The 16,331-nt window shown below is 59.8% G+C and carries 15 protein-coding genes; 9 read left to right on the forward strand and 6 right to left on the reverse strand.

Annotated features, from left to right (window positions below):
* The first annotated feature begins 8 nt into the window (after nucleotides 1–8).
* The 8 genes from K5R88_RS18250 (at nucleotide 9) to K5R88_RS18285 (ending at nucleotide 8,585) form a co-directional block, all read left to right on the forward strand.
* The gene (locus tag K5R88_RS18250; RefSeq protein ID WP_223452633.1) at nucleotides 9–803 is read left to right on the forward strand and encodes a carbon-nitrogen hydrolase family protein; all 795 of its coding nucleotides are present in this window, start codon (nucleotides 9–11) and stop codon (nucleotides 801–803) included.
* A 48-nt stretch (nucleotides 804–851) separates the two neighbouring features.
* On the forward strand, nucleotides 852–3,278 hold the full coding sequence (gene pqqF, locus K5R88_RS18255; protein ID WP_226298152.1) for a pyrroloquinoline quinone biosynthesis protein PqqF: 2,427 nt from the start codon (nucleotides 852–854) through the stop codon (nucleotides 3,276–3,278).
* 155 nt (nucleotides 3,279–3,433) lie between these two features.
* Nucleotides 3,434–3,508: a pyrroloquinoline quinone precursor peptide PqqA gene (gene pqqA / locus K5R88_RS18260; RefSeq protein WP_009045898.1), complete on the forward strand. Its 75-nt coding sequence runs from the start codon at nucleotides 3,434–3,436 to the stop codon at nucleotides 3,506–3,508.
* A gap of 72 nt (nucleotides 3,509–3,580) precedes the next feature.
* Entirely contained in the window at nucleotides 3,581–4,492 is a 912-nt protein-coding gene (pqqB, locus tag K5R88_RS18265) for a pyrroloquinoline quinone biosynthesis protein PqqB (protein ID WP_192227626.1), read from the forward strand.
* A gap of 129 nt (nucleotides 4,493–4,621) precedes the next feature.
* A complete protein-coding gene (pqqC, locus tag K5R88_RS18270) occupies nucleotides 4,622–5,374 on the forward strand; it encodes a pyrroloquinoline-quinone synthase PqqC (RefSeq protein ID WP_192227625.1) in 753 nt (250 codons plus the stop codon).
* Nucleotides 5,371–5,646, forward strand: coding sequence for a pyrroloquinoline quinone biosynthesis peptide chaperone PqqD (gene pqqD / locus K5R88_RS18275; RefSeq protein ID WP_008024193.1), 276 nt, complete (start codon nucleotides 5,371–5,373; stop codon nucleotides 5,644–5,646). The genes pqqC and pqqD overlap by 4 nt, the downstream gene beginning before the upstream one ends.
* A complete protein-coding gene (gene pqqE, locus K5R88_RS18280) occupies nucleotides 5,618–6,793 on the forward strand; it encodes a pyrroloquinoline quinone biosynthesis protein PqqE (protein ID WP_226298153.1) in 1,176 nt (391 codons plus the stop codon). The genes pqqD and pqqE overlap by 29 nt, the downstream gene beginning before the upstream one ends.
* Nucleotides 6,759–8,585, forward strand: coding sequence for a S9 family peptidase (locus K5R88_RS18285; protein WP_226298154.1), 1,827 nt, complete (start codon nucleotides 6,759–6,761; stop codon nucleotides 8,583–8,585). Before pqqE ends, K5R88_RS18285 begins: the two co-directional genes overlap by 35 nt.
* A 112-nt stretch (nucleotides 8,586–8,697) precedes the next feature.
* Here K5R88_RS18285 and K5R88_RS18290 read toward each other — a convergent pair whose 3' ends face one another.
* From K5R88_RS18290 to K5R88_RS18305, 4 genes are all read right to left on the reverse strand, one after another.
* Nucleotides 8,698–8,856 (reverse strand): YqaE/Pmp3 family membrane protein, encoded by a 159-nt coding sequence (locus K5R88_RS18290; protein WP_207284819.1) that lies wholly within the window; start codon nucleotides 8,854–8,856, stop codon nucleotides 8,698–8,700.
* Between the two features lie 84 nt (nucleotides 8,857–8,940).
* Nucleotides 8,941–9,261 (reverse strand): helix-turn-helix domain-containing protein, encoded by a 321-nt coding sequence (locus tag K5R88_RS18295; protein WP_192227622.1) that lies wholly within the window; start codon nucleotides 9,259–9,261, stop codon nucleotides 8,941–8,943.
* Nucleotides 9,254–9,610 (reverse strand): type II toxin-antitoxin system RelE/ParE family toxin, encoded by a 357-nt coding sequence (locus K5R88_RS18300; protein ID WP_192227621.1) that lies wholly within the window; start codon nucleotides 9,608–9,610, stop codon nucleotides 9,254–9,256. The genes K5R88_RS18295 and K5R88_RS18300 overlap by 8 nt, the downstream gene beginning before the upstream one ends.
* 242 nt (nucleotides 9,611–9,852) lie before the next feature.
* The gene (locus tag K5R88_RS18305) at nucleotides 9,853–11,136 is read right to left on the reverse strand and encodes an aspartate aminotransferase family protein (protein ID WP_226298155.1); all 1,284 of its coding nucleotides are present in this window, start codon (nucleotides 11,134–11,136) and stop codon (nucleotides 9,853–9,855) included.
* A gap of 169 nt (nucleotides 11,137–11,305) precedes the next feature.
* Between K5R88_RS18305 and K5R88_RS18310 the strand changes: the two genes are divergently transcribed.
* The gene (locus K5R88_RS18310) at nucleotides 11,306–12,226 is read left to right on the forward strand and encodes a LysR family transcriptional regulator (protein WP_223452627.1); all 921 of its coding nucleotides are present in this window, start codon (nucleotides 11,306–11,308) and stop codon (nucleotides 12,224–12,226) included.
* 227 nt (nucleotides 12,227–12,453) lie between these two features.
* Here K5R88_RS18310 and K5R88_RS18315 read toward each other — a convergent pair whose 3' ends face one another.
* Nucleotides 12,454–14,232, reverse strand: coding sequence for an acyl-CoA dehydrogenase C-terminal domain-containing protein (locus K5R88_RS18315; RefSeq protein ID WP_008024204.1), 1,779 nt, complete (start codon nucleotides 14,230–14,232; stop codon nucleotides 12,454–12,456).
* A gap of 266 nt (nucleotides 14,233–14,498) precedes the next feature.
* On the reverse strand, nucleotides 14,499–16,295 hold the full coding sequence (locus tag K5R88_RS18320; RefSeq protein WP_226298156.1) for an acyl-CoA dehydrogenase C-terminal domain-containing protein: 1,797 nt from the start codon (nucleotides 16,293–16,295) through the stop codon (nucleotides 14,499–14,501).
* Between the last annotated feature and the right edge of the window lie 36 nt (nucleotides 16,296–16,331).

Consider the following 16,331-nt stretch of genomic DNA (forward strand, 5'->3'; position numbering starts at 1 on the left):
AGTTCGAAATGCGCGTAGCCCTTTACCAATGTCCACCGCTGCCTCTGGACGTCGCCGGCAATTTGCAACGCCTGCATCAACTGGCGCTGGAGGCCAAAGGCGCCGATTTGCTGGTGCTGCCGGAGATGTTCCTGACCGGCTACAACATCGGCGTCGATGCCGTCAGTGTCCTGGCGGAGGTGCACAACGGTGAATCGGCGCAGCAGATCGCGCGCATTGCCAAGACAGCGGGGATCGCCATTTTGTATGGCTATCCCGAGCGTACCGAAGACGGGCAGATCTACAACGCCGTGCAACTGATCGACGCCAATGGCGAACGCCTGTGCAACTACCGCAAGACTCACCTGTTCGGCGACCTCGATCACTCGATGTTCAGCGCCGGCCAGGATGATTTTCCGCTGGTGGAGCTCAACGGCTGGAAGCTTGGTTTCCTGATTTGCTACGACATGGAGTTCCCGGAAAACGCGCGGCGTCTGGCCCTGGCCGGCGCCGAACTGATTCTGGTGCCGACGGCGAACATGATTCCTTACGACTTCATCGCCGACGTCACCGTCCGCGCCCGCGCCTTCGAAAACCAGTGTTACGTGGCTTATGCCAATTACTGCGGCAACGAAGGCGACATCCACTACTGCGGCCAGAGCAGCATCGCCGCGCCGGATGGTAGCCGCATCGCACAGGCGGGCCTCGATGAAGCGCTGATTGTCGGTGAGCTGGATCGCCAGTTGATGATCGATTCCCGCACCGCCAATCGTTACTTCCTCGATCGCCGCCCGGAGCTTTACGGCGAGCTGAACAAGCGCTGACACCCAGTAATCCGCTAGCATTAGCGCTTCCCTGTTCTGGAAGTGCTCATGCCTGCGCTGAATCCCCCTCGCCCTCACACTGAAACCCTGGCCAACGGCCTGCGGGTAACGCTGCGTCATGCCCCGAATCTGAAGCGTTGTGCGGCCGCGTTGCGGGTCGCCGCGGGCAGTCATGACGTGCCATTGGCATGGCCAGGTCTGGCGCATTTTCTTGAGCACCTGTTGTTTCTCGGTACCGAGCGTTTTCCTGCGGAACAAGGGCTGATGGCCTACGTACAAGGTCATGGCGGGCAAGTGAATGCACGGACCAGCGAGCGCACCACCGACTTCTTTTTCGAGTTGCCACCTCAAGTCTTCAACGAAGGATTGCAGCGTCTGTCAGACATGCTCGCTCATCCGCGTATGAATCTGGACGATCAGTTGCGGGAACGGGAAGTGCTGCACGCGGAGTTTGTCGCCTGGTCGCAGGATCCTACGGCACAGCAGCAACTGGCGTTGTTCGATGGGCTTTCGCCGACTCATCCGTTGCGCGGCTTTCATGCCGGCAACCGCGACAGCCTGCCCGTGCAGCAACCGGAGTTTCAGCAAGCGCTGCGGGATTTCCATCAGCGGTTTTATCAGACCGGACAGATGACGCTGAGCCTGGCCGGCCCGCAAAGTATCGAAGAGCTGAAGCAAATGGCGCTGAAGTTCGGCGCGGTGATTTCCGAGGGAAAAAACCTCCCGCAACAGGCTCCTGTGCCGCTGATGGAGTCTTCAGTCGCAAGTTATCAACAGGCTGGCGAGCGTCGGCTGGATCTGCTGTTTACCTTCGAAGCACTGCCCAATGCGTCGACCGAAGCATTGGCGTTTCTGTGCCATTGGTTGAACGCCGCGAAGCCCGGCGGGCTGCTGACTGTATTGCGCGAATGCGGTTTGGCTGAGCATCTGAATGCCAAGCCGCTGTATCAATTTGCCGGACAGGCCGTGCTGCACGTTGAATTCACAACGACCGCGTCGGCGAGCATCCTGAGCGAGAAGCTCCTGGATTGGCTGGGCTTTTTTGCTGCTCAACAAGATTGGGCCCTCCTGCGTGACGAGTACGCTGCCGTGCTTCAGCGCCAGCAACAAGTCAGCAGTGCTATGCAGCTGGCCCGACTCGACAGCGAACAGCTTGAAACCGGGTTATCCGAGCAAGGCGTTGTAGCGCTCAAGGACATCCTGAAGAAAATCGGCGCTGTGGATAACTTCAGCGGTGAATGGCAACTGCCGACACCGAATCCGTTCTTGCGCGCCGAGGCGCCACCCTCAAATGCCGGACTGATTCGCGGCCAGACCAGCAAACACCGTGGCCTGCGGACATTTGCCCAGGACCGCTCGCGCAGCCGTCGCGAAAACTCGCCGATGCAATTCAGCCAAGCCCTGCCGGACAACACCGCTGAAGGCGCGATTTATCTGCGCTGGCGATTAGAGTCCAGACCTCAACCCCGCCATCAGCAGGGTCTGGAAAACCGCCTGCAGCCGCTGCGAGAGGATGCCCGTCAGGCGGGCGTCGACTTTTCCTTCAGCGCTTCTGGAAATGAATGGTTGCTGAAAATGACGGGGCTGCAAGAGTCGATGCCGACCGTCCTCGAACATGCGCTGAAAGAGCTGACAAACCCTGACGCCGGTTTCTCACAGGAAGAACCGAAAAGCGCCGCGTTGATACCGATTAAACAACTGCTGAAAGCGCTGCCTGATCATTGCCTTGAGCAAAGCTCAGTCGCTGATGACTGGCAGCAGCTGTGGTCGACGGCGCGCTGGGAAGGCCTGGCAATCGGGTTGTCGGCACAGACTCAAGCAGCGATGGGTTTCGCCCTGAGTCGCGTGCCCGGCATTGCGGACACTCAACCGTCACCGCCGTCCTCGATCAACGGGCAGCGTCTGTGGACCGCCGTCGACACCGGTTCCAGCGAACACGCGCTGTTGCTGTTCTGTCCGACGGCCACGCAGGAAATCTCTGACGAAGCTGCGTGGCGTTTGCTCGCGCACATTTGTCAGACGCCGTTCTACCAGCGTCTTCGTGTTGAGTTGCAACTGGGTTATGCGGTGTTCAGTGCGCTGCGTCAGGTCCATGGGCAGACGGGTGTTCTGTTCGGCGTGCAATCACCGAGCGTCGCCCCTCTGAACTTGCTGCAACACATGGAAGACTTTCTGAACGACGTGCCCGCAATGATCGACGGCATCGACGAGGCGACCTTCGTTGCCCAGCGTCAGGCCTTGGCCGATCAATTCCAGATCGCTGCGTTGCCCGTCGCCCAGGCCGCCGAACTGCTCTGGCAGGGCAAGCTGGCCGGCCACTCGTCGGATTATCTGGCGCAGCTTCCCCAAGCCATTCTGGACATCGATCGTTCTGCCCTGCGCGCCGCCGCACAACGCCTGATCAACGCCGAGGGCGGCTGGCGCGGTCTGGCCAGCAGTTCGCAACCGGAGGCGCCTTGGCAAGTGACAAAATGATCATTACCGCTGGTGCAATTAGCTTTTTCCGAGATTGCAGGCCAATCGCTCTGTAATTTTGAGTAACATAGCCACCTAACTATCTGAACATCTCCGGCTGGAGGTGGACTATATGTATAGATCTCAACCGTCCCATCACCTGAAGGAGCGCTCCCATGTCCTGGTCCAAACCTGCTTACACCGACCTGCGTATCGGCTTTGAAGTCACCATGTACTTCGCAAGCCGCTAAGCTTGTCCTGCCGTTCAGCGCCTCGGTTTGCCGAGGCGTTTTTATTTTCAGCGTTGAAATGATGGAGCACCCATGTTTGTCCAGATTCTAGGTTCCGCCGCCGGCGGCGGTTTCCCCCAGTGGAACTGCAACTGCGTGAACTGCGCAGGTTTTCGCGACGGGAGCCTGAACGCCAAGGCGCGGACCCAGTCGTCCATCGCGATTTCCGATGACGGCGTGAACTGGGTGCTGTGCAACGCCTCGCCGGACATCCGCGCCCAGCTCCAGAATTTTGCCCCGATGCAACCGGGCCGCGCCCTGCGCGATACCGGTATCAGCGCGATCATCCTGATGGACAGCCAGATCGACCACACCACCGGCCTGCTCAGCCTGCGCGAGGGTTGCCCGCACAACGTCTGGTGCACCGACATGGTCCATGAAGACCTGAGCACCGGTTTCCCGCTGTTTACCATGCTGACCCACTGGAATGGCGGGCTGAACTGGAACCGCATCGAACTCGACTGCAGCTTCACCATCCCGACCTGCCCGAGTCTGCGTTTCACTCCGCTGCCACTGCGCAGTGCCGCGCCACCGTATTCGCCGCACCGTTTCGACCCGCATCCGGGCGACAACATCGGGTTGATCATTGAAGACCTGAACACCGGCGGCAAGCTGTTCTACGCGCCGGGCCTGGGCAAGGTCGACGCGCCGTTGCTGGAAATCATGGCCGGCAGCGACTGCCTACTGGTGGACGGCACGATGTGGGACGACGACGAAATGCAGCGCCGTGGTGTCGGCACCCGCACCGGCCGGGAAATGGGCCATCTGGCGCAGAACGGCCCCGGCGGTATGCTGGAAGTGCTGGAACAGTTGCCCAAGCAGCGCAAGGTGCTTATCCACATCAACAACACCAACCCGATCCTCGATGAGGATTCGCCGGAGCGCGCCGAGCTGGCTCGGCGGGACGTTGAAGTGGCGTATGACGGCATGAGTATTGTGTTGTAGCGGATGGCCTCTTCGCGGGCAAGCCTCGCTCCTACAGGGATAGCGCCGAACCTGTAGGAGCGAGGCTTGCCCGCGAAAGCGTCCGAACAGACACAACAGAATCCACCGGTTATTCCCCCGGAGACCGAAATGACTGACACCCCACTGTCCCCCGCCGAATTCGAAGTCGCCCTGCGCGCCAAGGGCGCCTATTACCATATCCATCACCCCTATCACGTGGCGATGTACGAAGGCCGGGCGACCCGCGAGCAGATCCAGGGCTGGGTCGCCAACCGCTTCTACTATCAGGTGAACATCCCCCTGAAGGACGCTGCGATTCTGGCCAATTGCCCGGACCGGGAAATCCGCCGCGAGTGGATTCAACGCCTGCTCGACCATGACGGCGCCCCCGGCGAAGACGGCGGTATCGAAGCGTGGCTGCGTCTGGGACAGGCCGTCGGCCTCGACCCGGACCAACTGCGCTCGCAGGAACTGGTGTTGCCCGGCGTGCGTTTCGCCGTGGACGCCTACGTCAACTTCGCCCGCCGGGCCAGTTGGCAGGAAGCCGCCAGCAGCTCATTGACCGAGCTGTTCGCGCCGCAGATCCACCAGTCGCGTCTCGACAGCTGGCCGCAGCATTACCCATGGATCGACCCGGCCGGTTACGAATATTTCCGCACCCGTCTGGGCCAGGCGCGCCGCGATGTCGAACACGGTCTGGCGATCACCCTGCAGCACTACACGACGCGGGAAGGCCAGGAGCGCATGCTGGAAATTCTCCAGTTCAAACTGGACATTCTTTGGAGCATGCTCGATGCCATGAGCATGGCCTACGAACTGAAACGCCCGCCGTATCACAGCGTGACCGAGCAACGGGTCTGGCACAAAGGAATCAGCTTATGAGTTTTGATCGCAGCAAGACCCCAACCTGGCGTCCAGGCTACCGGTTCCAGTATGAACCTGCGCAGAAAGGCCATGTGCTGCTGTACCCGGAAGGCATGATCAAACTGAATGAAAGCGCCGCGCTGATCGGCGGTTTGATCGACGGCGAACGTGACGTCGCGGCGATCATCGCCGAGCTGGACGCGCAGTTCCCTGGCGTGCCGGAGCTCGGTGATGACATCGAGCAATTCATGGAGGTCGCCCGTGCTCAGCACTGGATCGAACTTGCCTGATTCCGTGTCGGACAAGTTACCGCCCAAACCGGAAATCGGCTTGCCGCTGTGGCTGCTGGCCGAGCTGACCTACCGCTGCCCGCTGCAATGCCCGTACTGCTCCAATCCACTGGATTTCGCCGAGCAAGGCAAAGAGTTGAGCACCGAACAGTGGATCAAGGTGTTCCGCGAAGCACGGGAAATGGGCGCGGCGCAGCTGGGCTTTTCCGGCGGTGAACCGCTGGTGCGCCAGGACCTCGCCGAACTGATTGCCGAGGCGCGCAAGTTGGGTTTCTACACCAACCTGATCACCTCCGGCATCGGCCTCACCGAGCAGAAAATCAGCGACTTCAAGGAGGCCGGCCTGGACCATATCCAGATCAGCTTCCAGGCCAGCGACGAGCAGGTGAACAACTTGCTGGCCGGCTCGAAAAAGGCCTTCGCGCAGAAGCTGGAAATGGCTCGTGCAGTGAAAGCACATGGTTATCCGATGGTGCTGAACTTCGTCACCCACCGGCACAACATCGACAAGATCGACCGGATCATCGAGCTGTGCATCGCCCTTGAGGCGGACTTCGTCGAACTCGCCACGTGCCAGTTCTACGGCTGGGCGCAGCTCAATCGGGTCGGTCTGTTGCCGACCAAGGAACAACTGGTCCGGGCCGAACGCATCACCAACGAATACCGCGCCAAACTGGAAGCCGAAGGGCATCCGTGCAAGCTGATTTTCGTCACGCCGGACTATTACGAAGAACGCCCGAAAGCCTGCATGAACGGTTGGGGCAGTATTTTTCTGACAGTAACCCCGGACGGAACCGCGCTGCCGTGTCACGGTGCCCGACAGATGCCGGTGCAGTTTCCTAACGTGCGCGACCACAGCATGCAGCACATCTGGTACGACTCGTTTGGCTTCAACCGCTTTCGCGGTTACGACTGGATGCCCGAGCCATGCCGCTCGTGCGACGAGAAAGAAAAGGACTTCGGTGGCTGCCGCTGCCAGGCCTTCATGCTCACCGGTGACGCCAGCAACGCCGACCCGGTGTGCAGCAAGTCGGAACATCACGGCGTGATTCTCAAGGCCCGCGAAGAAGCCGAGCACGCGACCCAGACCATCGAACAACTGGCCTTTCGCAATGAACGAAACTCACGACTCATCGCAAAAAGCTGAACCCTTCAGCGCCGCCAAAGCGGTCGCTGCCGGTGTCGACTTTGCCGAACTGCAGGTTGGCCAGCATGGCTTGTTCTGGAACGAGTACCGTCCCGAGGACGCCGCTTGTCGAATCTGGCATTGGCGTGATGGCCAGGCGCATTGCCTGACGCCAATGGGTTTCAGCGTGCGCAGTCGGGTGTACGAATATGGCGGCGGAGCGTTCTGTCTGACAGATGACGGGGTAGTTTTCGTCAACGAGGCGGATCAGCAGCTGTATCGCCAATCGCTCAAAGGCGAAACGCCCGAAGCGCTGACGTCCGGTCAATGCCGCTACGGCGATCTGCAATTTGCCAACGGGCAAGTGTTGGCCGTTGAAGAACATCGGGATCGACATCGTCTGGTGGCCATCGATCTGGCGGACAGCACGCGGCATCTGTTGGCCGAGGGTGCTGACTTTTATGCCGCGCCGACACTGAGCCCCGATGCTCGACGGTTGGCCTGGATCGAATGGAGCCGTCCGGACCAGCCATGGACCGCGACCCGCCTGATGGTTGCCGAGCGCCAGAGCGATGGCCGTTATGCTCAAGCGCGTTGCCTGGCGGGTGAAGATATTCAGGAGTCGTTGCAACAACCGCGATTCGATGACCGTGGCCGGCTGTTGTGTCTGACGGATCGCGGCGGTTACTGGCAGCCGTGGGCGGAGTCTTCCGATGCGTTGCGCCCGTTGCCCAGCACTGCGGCGGATCATGGACCCGCGCCCTGGCAGTTGGGTGGTTGCACTTGGCTGCCCTTGAGTGAAAACAGCTATCTGGCCAGTTGGACCGAAGGCGGATTCGGCCGACTGGGCATTGGCGGTGACGCTACAGAAGATTTCACCGGGGACTACAGCCGATTCCGACATCTGGCACTGGATGAACAATTCATCTACTGCATTGCCGCTTCGCCGATCAGTTCATCAGCCGTGATCGCCATCGACCGCAAGACCCGAGCCGTCAGGGTATTGGCCGGTGGAATCGCGCCGCTGCCCGCCGATCAGATCAGCATCGCGCAAACCCTGCGCTACCCGAGCGGTTCGGGCGAGGCTCATGGTTTCTTCTACCCTGCGATGACCGGCGAAGCGAAACCGCCGCTGGTGGTATTCATCCACGGCGGCCCGACATCGGCGTGCTACCCGATGCTTGATCCGCGCATCCAGTACTGGGCACAACGCGGCTTCGCCGTGGCCGACCTCAACTACCGTGGCAGCAGCGGCTACGGCCGGGCCTATCGCCAGGCGCTGCATTTGAGTTGGGGTGAAGTGGATGTGGAAGACGCCTGCGCGGTAGTCGCCCATCTCGCCGAGCGCGGATTGATCGATGGCGACCAGGCGTTTATTCGCGGTGGCAGTGCCGGCGGCTACACCACGCTGTGTGCATTGGCGTTCAAGAAGGTCTTTCGCGCCGGCGCCAGCCTTTACGGCGTCAGCGATCCCGTTGCCCTGGGCCGCGCAACCCACAAGTTCGAAGGCGATTACCTGGATTGGCTGATTGGCGATCCCGAGCTGGACGCCGAGCGCTACGCCGCACGCACACCCCTGCTGCATGCGAGCAACATCAACGTGCCGGTGATTTTCTTTCAGGGCGAACTGGACGCTGTGGTCGTGCCGCAACAGACCCGCGACATGGCCGAGGCGCTGCAGCAAAACGGCATTCTGGTAGAAGCGCATTATTACGCGGACGAACGTCACGGCTTCCGCAAGGCCGGCAATCAGGCCCATGCGCTGGAACAGGAGTGGTTGTTTTATCGACGGGTGATGGCGCTCGAAAGCTGAAACCGTGTCGCGCCCTTCGCGGGCAAGCCACGCTCCTACAGGATCTTCAGCGTGCACAAACTCTGTGGGAGCTGGCTTGCCAGCGAATGCGATCTATCTTGCGATGCGAACCTTAGCGCTTGGCGATGATGTACACCGCATGCACGATCCCTGGAATATAACCGCACAACGTCAGCAGAATATTCAGCCAGAACGCGCCAGCGAAACCGACTTGCAGAAACACGCCCAGTGGCGGCAATAGAATGGCGATGAGGATGCGAATGAAGTCCATGGGGCAGCTCCTGAATTGAAGTGGGCTCATGTGAGCCTTACTGCTAATCGACCAACACCGTTCGTCAGGGTTCAGTGCGGTTCCTCAGGCCAGTATCTCCAGACCGTGTTTCTGAACAATGCTCAACAACTTCAACGCCATGCCACTGGGGTGTTTGGCCCCTGCTTCCCACTGTTTGACCGTCGACGCGCTGGTGTTCAGATAACGCGCAAATACCGGCTGGCTGACGTTGTTGCGTTCGCGCAGTGCTTTGATCTGCTCTGCAGGAATCGCGTCCGGCACCGTCGCGAGACAGGATTCATCGAACTCGCGCATGGTTGCCTTGCTGATTGCGCCGATGGCGTACAAGGCACTGGCGGATTCGTGAATCGACTCAAACACGTCGCTTTTGTATTTCTTACTCATGGTGTATCTCCACAAACTCCTCGGTGTCCAGCAAGTGCTGGACTTGCATGTCGGTCATAACGCCATAAACCTTGGCTAAACCACGCAGTTCGGTCAGTTCCGCAAAACTGATATTGCTCCGATCCTTCTTGGCAAACAGCAACTGATAGATCCAGTAACGACCGCCCTTCGCCACAACAATCGAGCGGTGGCGATTGGCATTCAAACGCTTCTTCCAAACCCCGCCGCCGAGACTTTCCACCTGGCCCTTGAGCATTTCGGTGAATGCCTCCCGAAGCTCATCATCACCAATCCAGGCCTTACCCGCCTGCATCGCAAAACGCTTTGTCTTGAACAACCTTGGTGACATTGGCATCCCTTCCAAAAAACATACCACTGAGTGGTATAGAAATCAAAACCAGGAATCCTTCACTGGCACCGGCACTCCCTGCCGGCTTTTCTAAAAAGCCACCGATTTATCTCCCGTTCAAGCGACGAAGTGCACCTGGCAAAACGCAGAGACAAAAAAAACGCCCCACGTCAAAAGAATCAAACGTGGGGCGATGCGTTATACCGCGAGACGGTTCGGGAATTCGTGTAGGGCGGTTCTGATCAGACGGCAATCCCTTTGCGGCATTGCAGTTGTGCGGTGCGCACGCGGGAAAACGCGCGGGCCAGGCGCAGGAGCATTTCGTCGATGTTGGATTTGCTGACCGTGAGCGCTGGGGTGAGTCGCAGGCAATCGGCTTGCGGGGCGTCGAGCAGCAAGCCTTCGTACAGCGCTGCTTTGACTACGGCGTCAGCCGAATCGTCAGACAGGGTCAGCCCCCGGAGCAATCCCTGACCACGCAGTTCGCCGTGTCCATAGCGATGAGCCAGACGTGCCAGGCCTTCGCGCAAGTGCTGGCCGGTTTCCCTGACATGCTCGAGAAAGCCCTTGTCCTGCACACTATCGAGCACAGCCAGGCCAGCAGCGGTCATCAGCGCGTTGCCATGGTGAGTGCCCGTCAGCTCGCCGACGTCGAAGCAGCAGGCTTTGCTTCGCGCCAGCAGCGCCGCCAAGGGCACACCACCGCCCAGGCCTTTGCCGAGGACGACGATATCGGCTCGCACACCGTAGGACTGTTCCGCGAGTAAGGTGCCGAGTCGACCAAGACCGGTTTGCACTTCGTCGAAGATCAACAGGATGCCAAGCTCACGGCACAGGCGTTCGACACCCTTGAGGTAATCCTCGGTAGCGGGAATGACCCCGGCTTCGTTTTGGATCGGCTCAAGCATGATTGCCACGGTCCGGGCATCAACGGCGGCGTGCAGAGCGGCCAGATCATTGAACGGTACGTGGCTGAAGCCTGGAAGTTGCGGTTCGAAGCGGTTGGTCAGCCTGGAACTGTCCGACGCCGGAATCGTCCCGAGACTACGGCCATGGCAACCGTTGTTGGCCACGATGATCCGCGACGCACCGCCGCGATGTTGCTGGCCCCACTTGCGCGCCAGTTTGATCGCCGCTTCACAGGCTTCACTGCCACTGTTGAGCAGGTACGCCTGGTCACTGCCAGTGCTGACGCAGAGCCGCTCGGCGAGGTTGAGCATGCCGCGATTGTGCAGGCCGAAACCGGGGTTGATCAGCGATTGAGCTTGCGCCGTGATCGCGTTGACCAGTACCGAAGGGCTATGTCCGAGGCTATTGGCCCCGCCCCCCTGGGAAAAATCCAGATAGGCGCGGTCTTCGCTGTCCCACAACCAGGAGCCCTGACCGCGCACAAAAATCTGTTTCGGCCGCTCGACACTGGGCATCAGGCACTCACTGGAAAGATTGTCACTTCTGTACGACAGGAAAGTGTCCGCGCTCAGGTCGTCAAGACTGGGAGCGTTGCGTCGTAAATTGAACAAATTCATCCGAAAACACCTCGTGTGAAGTGTTTTGCCTTACCTATGTAAACACCTTCGGCGTAAACGGTAGTCATCGCGTTCTATGGCCCTGTAAGCCCTGTGAATGCGGTTAGACTAGGCTCAGGCAAGACCTTGAGCCATTTCGATTTCCCAGCATTTTCAATAAGTAAAACTTATGGATTTTAAACAACTGCGTTATTTCGTCGCGGTCTACGAAGAGGGCCATGTGGGCCGGGCCGCCGAGCGGCTTTCAATCTCCCAACCGGCACTCTCCCAACAGATTCGCCAGCTCGAACAACACCTCGATGTGAGCCTTTTCGAGCGCAGCAGTAAACGCTTGCTGCCGACCCTGGCCGCGCACACGCTGTACAACCACGCCCTGCCCTTGCTCGATGGCCTGCAACGGGCGCGTGAAGCATTGGGCAACTTCAAGGGACAAGCGCTGCGCACCCTGGCCATTGGCGTGCTGCAAACCGTCCACACCAGCCTGGTGCCACAGATGCTCGAACGCGTGCGCAAGGCGCAGCCGCACCTTGTGGTGCAGATCTATGAACTGACGGGACTGGAAATCGAACGACGGCTGCTCAACGGTTCGCTGGACATCGGCATCAGTTACCTGCCGCCCCGTCAGCCGGGGCTACACGGCGTGATGCTGTACGAAGATGAACTGACACTGGTCATCCCGGCAGATCATCCGCTGCGCGAATTCAAGAAAGTCTCCATGAGTCAGGCCGCCGAGTTGCCGATGTTGCTGCTGGGTGAAGAGTTTCAGGTGCGACAGATCTGGCAGACGCAACTGGCCAGCCTGGGGCGACGCCCGCAAGTGCAGGCCGAACTGAACAACATGGCGGGGATTCTCGACAGCCTGCCGCACACCCGGTTGGCGACTGTCCTGCCCGGCCGCTCGCAGAAGATGCTGGGCAATGACGAACTGCTCTGGAAGCCGCTGACCGAGCCACGGGTGCCATTGAAAGTCGGGTTGGTGTGTCGCGATGTGCAACGGCAACAAGCGTCATTGGCGTTGTTGCGGACCTTGCTTGAAGAAGTGATGAATGGCCCGAATGACGTCCCGACAACCCTGGACGGGATGAGCTGACTACTTTTCTGCGGGCAAAAGAAAACCCCGCCGAAGCGGGGCTTTGCAGACTGTTTCCCTGACATCCATTTCACTCCGCCGTCCTGGCAGAATCCTACGTGTCCGTGTTGTTGCTTTGCGCTTCCTGCGCGACGTCCATGTGAAGTAGATTAGCCGTGGATCCAATTTGCATCTATGGGAGAAAAGCAGCACGTCATGTAAGAGAATGCTTACATGACGTTACATTGTCAGAACTGCGCCGCGTCCAGCAGGAACAGCGACTCGCTACCGGCCTTCACCGACGCACTCAACGAGTGAATACGCGGCAGCAGGCGTGCGAAATAGAACCGCGCCGTACCCAATTTGCTCGCGTAGAAATCGTCCTGCGCTTCTTTACCGAAGGCGGCCTTGGCCATCAGTGCCCACATGTAGGCGTAAGCCACGTAACCGAAAGTTTGCAGGTACTCGACCGAAGCCGCGCCGATTTCATTCGGGTTGTTTTTCGCCCGATCCAGCAACCACGCCGTCAATTCGTCGAGGGTGGTCACGGCATCGTTCAACGGCTTGGTGAACTCGTCCAGCTCAGCGCTGGCCGTCGCGGTGAAGTGACGAATCTCGTCGGCGAACAGGTTGTAGAACGCCCCGCCGCTGCCAACGATCTTGCGCCCGACAAGGTCCAGCGCCTGGATGCCGTTGGTGCCTTCGTAGATCTGAGTGATGCGCACGTCGCGAACCAGTTGCTCCTGGCCCCACTCACGGATGTAACCGTGGCCGCCGAAAACCTGCTGGCCGTGAACGGTGGTTTCCAGACCGAGGTCAGTCAGGAACGCCTTGGCTACCGGGGTCAGCAGCGCCACAAGGTCTTCCGCGCGTTTGCGGGTGGTCGCATCTTCGCTGAACTTGGCGGTGTCCAGTTGCATGGCCACGTAAGTCGAGAAAGCACGGCCGCCTTCGTTCGAGGCTTTCATGGTCAGCAGCATGCGACGCACGTCCGGGTGGACGATGATCGGGTCGGCCACTTTGTCCTTGTTCTGCGCGCCGGTCGGCGAACGGCTTTGCAGGCGGTCGCGGGCGTATTCAACGGCGTTCTGGTAAGAGCGCTCACCAGAGGCCAGGCCCTGGATACCGACGCCCAGACGCTCGTAGTTCATCATGGTGAACATCGCCGCCAGGCCTTTGTTCGGCTCGCCGACCAGGTAACCCACGGCTTCGTCGAAGTTCATCACGCAAGTCGCGGAGGCCTGAATGCCCATCTTGTGTTCGATCGAACCGCAGGTCGCCGGGTTACGTGCACCCAGGCTGCCATCGGCATTGACCATGAACTTCGGCACCAGGAACAGCGAAATGCCCTTCGGCCCCGCCGGTGCATCCGGCAGTTTGGCGAGTACCAGGTGAATGATGTTCTCGGTCAGGTCGTGTTCGCCGCCGGTGATGAAAATCTTGGTGCCGCTGACTTTGTAGGAACCGTCCGCCTGAGGCTCAGCCTTGGTGCGGATGATGCCCAGGTCTGTACCGGCGTGAGGCTCGGTCAGGCACATGGAACCGGCCCAGACGCCGGCGTACATGTTCGGCAGGTAAGCGGCTTTCAGTTCGTCGCTGGCGTGGGCGTTGATCGACAGGCAAGCACCGGCGGTCAGCATCGGGTACAGACCGAACGACAGGCTCGCGGAGTTGACCATTTCTTCGACCTGGGCCGAAACCGCCTTGGGCATCCCCATGCCGCCGTAGGTCGGATCGCCACCGACACCGACCCAACCGCCTTCAGCGTAAGTCTGATAAGCCTGTGGGAAACCTGCCGGCGTGGTGACAGCACCGTCCGCCCAATGGCAACCTTCTTCGTCAGCCGCACGGCTCAGGGGCGCGATACTTTTGCTGGTGACCTTGCCGGCCTCTTCAAGAATGGCTTCAACGGTTTCTGCGTCGACGGTATCGGCCAGTGCAGGCAACTCGGCCCAGAGCTTGGCGACCTCGAATACTTCATTGAGGACGAAGCGCATATCGCGCAGGGGCGCTTTGTAGTCAGCCATGGCAAACCTCGCAGGATCTTTACAGGTGATTCGTAGGAAGAGTGTTTTCGTTGGGTCCGAGTGTAACCCAACAACTTTTGCGACACATAGGGTCAGGCTGTGACCATTTTGTAATTTTTGGTCATTGCGTTTTTGTGTCTGCCAGAGCACCTTCGCGGGCAAGCCTCGCTCCTACAGGGTTTGCGCCATTTCGATTTGGTGCATGACCTGTAGGAGCGAGCGATGCGGCGATCCGACTTGCCCGCGAAGCTTTTCAAACGCAACCGTTACACCGAGAACAACTCCGCTGGCAGTTGCATCAAGCAATCGCTACCCGCTTCGATAGCCGCGCGATGTGCGGCGGTGCGTGGCAGCAATCGCTTGAAGTAAAACTCGCTGGTTGCCAGTTTACCCCGGCAGAAATCGGCATCGCCGCTGCCCGCATCCAGTTGCGCCTGAGCCACCAGCGCCATGCGCAGCCACAAGTAACCGAGGATGATGTAACCGCTGTACATCAGGTAATCCACCGACGCGGCGCCCACTTCGTCCGGATTCTTCATCGCGGCCATGCCGACCTGGGTAGTCAGTTCGCCCCACTGCTGGTTCAACCCGTTGAGTTGCGCCACATAGCTGGCGAGTTGCGGATGATCGGCGTTCGCCGCGCAGAACTTGTGAACGATTTTGGTAAAGCCGCGCAGCAATTTGCCCTGGCTGCCGAGCACTTTTCGCCCAAGCAAATCCAGCGCCTGAATGCCGTTGGTGCCTTCGTAGATCGGTGCAATCCGGCAATCGCGAACCAACTGCTCCATGCCCCACTCACGAATGAAGCCGTGGCCGCCGAACACCTGCATGCCGTGGTTGGTCACCTCCAGCCCGGTGTCGGTCATGAAGGCCTTGCAGATCGGCGTCAGGAACGCCAACAGGTCTTCGGCGTCCTGCCGCGCGGCGTCATCCGGGCTCAGGTGCGCGGCATCCAGAAGTTGCGCAGTGAAGTAGGTCAGCGCGCGATTGCCTTCGTTGAAGGCCTTCATGGTCAGCAACATTCGACGCACATCTGGATGAACGATGATCGGGTCGGCGACTTTATCCGGTGCTTTCGGGCCGGTCAGCGAGCGCATCTGCAAACGATCATTGGCGTACTTGATCGCGCCCTGAAAACTCGCCTCCCCCAGACACAAACCCTGCATCCCGGTGCCGAGACGCGCATGGTTCATCATGGTGAACATGCAGTTCAGGCCCTTGTTCGGTTCACCGATCAGAAAGCCCTTGGCCTCGTCGAAGTTCAGCACGCAGGTGGCCGAAGCCTTGATGCCCATCTTGTGTTCGATCGAACCGCAGGAAACGCCGTTGCGCGCCCCCGCCTCTCCTTCGGCATCGGGTAGGAACTTAGGAACGATGAACAGCGAAATGCCCTTGGTGCCCGCAGGCGCATCCGGCAGTTTCGCCAGCACCAGGTGAATGATGTTGTCGCTCATGTCGTGTTCGCCGGCAGAGATGAAAATCTTGCTGCCGGAGATCGCGTAACTGCCATCCGCTGCCGGCACGGCGCGGGTCTTGATGATGCCCAGGTCTGTGCCGCAATGGGCTTCGGTCAGGCACATGGTGCCGGTCCATTGGCCCGCGGTGAGTTTGCTCAGGTAGGTGTTTTTCTGTTCTTCGGTGCCATGGGCATGGATCGCCGACATCGCGCCGTGCGTCAGGCCCGGGTACATGCCCCAGGAAGTGTTGCTGGACCCGACCATCTCGCTGATGACCAGCCCCAGGGAACTCGGCAAGCCCTGGCCGCCATAAGCGGGATCGGCCGCCAGACCATGCCAGCCACCTTCGACGTATTGTGCGAAGGCTTGCTTGAAGCCTGTAGGCGTTGTCACCACGCCGTTGTCGAAATGGCAGCCCTCTTCGTCGCCGCTGCGATTGAGCGGTGCGAGCACGTTCTCGCAGAACTTCGCGCCTTCTTCGAGGATCGCATTGACCATGTCCGGGCTGGCATCCGTGGCGCCCAGTGCGGCGTAGTTGCTGTGAAAGTCGAAGACGTGGTCGATCAGAAAGCGCATGTCGCGCAGGGGAGCTTTGTACTCGGGCATGGTCATTTCTCCGGCAGCAGATTGATCAAACCTACT

The organism is Pseudomonas sp. MM213 (assembly GCF_020423045.1).
GTDB lineage: Bacteria > Pseudomonadota > Gammaproteobacteria > Pseudomonadales > Pseudomonadaceae > Aquipseudomonas > Aquipseudomonas migulae.